The sequence below is a fragment of the Collinsella vaginalis genome, from assembly GCF_900176655.1.
Taxonomy (GTDB): Bacteria; Actinomycetota; Coriobacteriia; order Coriobacteriales; family Coriobacteriaceae; genus Collinsella; species Collinsella vaginalis.
Map to the genome: position 1 here is coordinate 1 of NZ_LT838856.1, position 1,227 is coordinate 1,227.

The 1,227-nt window shown below is 67.2% G+C and carries 2 protein-coding genes; both read left to right on the forward strand.

From position 1 onward, the window contains the following. Positions 1 to 498: P-loop NTPase family protein (locus CAP13_RS08675; protein ID WP_483862416.1), on the forward strand; the 498-nt coding region annotated here is incomplete at its 5' end. Between the two features lie 230 nt (positions 499 to 728). Continuing rightward, positions 729 to 1,227 (forward strand): signal recognition particle receptor subunit alpha (locus CAP13_RS08680; RefSeq protein ID WP_143764941.1); only part of this gene is annotated, 499 nt, incomplete at its 3' end.

A 1,227-nucleotide genomic window follows, 5' to 3' on the forward strand; every position in this document is an offset into this window, starting at 1 on the left:
ATCGAGCAGCTCGACGTCTGGGGCCAGCGCGCCGGCGTTCCCGTGGTCAAGCGCGAGCGCGGCAGCGATCCGGCGAGCGTCTGCTTCGACGTGCTCGACGAGGCCGAGCGCTCGGGCCGCGACCTCGTCCTCATCGACACAGCGGGCCGCCTGCACACCTCGCCCGAGCTCATGCGCGAGCTCGCCAAGGTCGTCAACGTGACCCGCAAGCGCGCCGCGAGCATGAAGACGGGGCCGATGGCCGTCCGCGTCATCCTCGTGATCGACGCCGCGACGGGGCAGAATGGACTCAACCAGGCGCTTGAGTTCAACGAGGCTCTCGGTCTCGACGGCATCATCCTGACGAAGCTCGACGGCACCGCCAAGGGCGGGATCGCCTTCGCCGTCGCCGCGCGGCTCAAGCTGCCGATCGTCCGGGTGGGCGTGGGCGAGCAGGTGGACGACCTCCAGGCGTTCGATGCCCATGATTTCGCCCGCGCCCTCGTGGGCGGGGAGTAGGGTCAACGCCTTTCTCCGGTTTCATCGCGTACGCGTTCCGTTGACTGTGCTTCGGTTGATCCTCAGGTGATCGCAGCCCTCGCCCGACCCCTCTCCGCAGCCCGCCGACGCGCCTTCGATGGAGTTCTCGCCGCGTGGAATGGGGAGGCGGCGTCCGGGGCACCTGAACTATAATCAAAGGTCACTGAGTTCGCCCGCTATGCGGGTTTTCGCCCTGAAGGAGCGCATCGATGTTCAACAGCCTGTCCGACCGCTTGACCGAGACCCTCGACCGCCTGCGCGGCAAGGGCAAGCTCACCGAGGCCGATATCACCTCCGCCATGCGCGACATCCGCATGGCGCTGCTCGAAGCCGACGTCAACTTCAAGGTCGTCAGGGACTTCGTGGCCGCTACAAAAGAGCGCTGCATGACGGCCGAGGTGCTCGAGTCCCTCACGCCCGCGCAGAACGTCGTCAAGATCGTCCTCGACGAGCTGACCGAGCTTTTGGGCGGCACCGAGAGCAAACTCGTGCTCTCGAGCCGCATCCCCAACGTTATCATGCTCGTCGGCCTGCAGGGCTCCGGTAAGACCACGGCTGCGGCGAAACTCGCCTACCTCTTGAAGAAGCAGGGCAAGAGCCCGCTGCTCGCGGCTGGCGACGTGTACCGCCCCGCCGCCGCAGACCAGCTCGCCACCCTCGCGGGCGAGATCGGCGTGCCGGTCTTCCGCGGTGATGGCGCGCATCCGG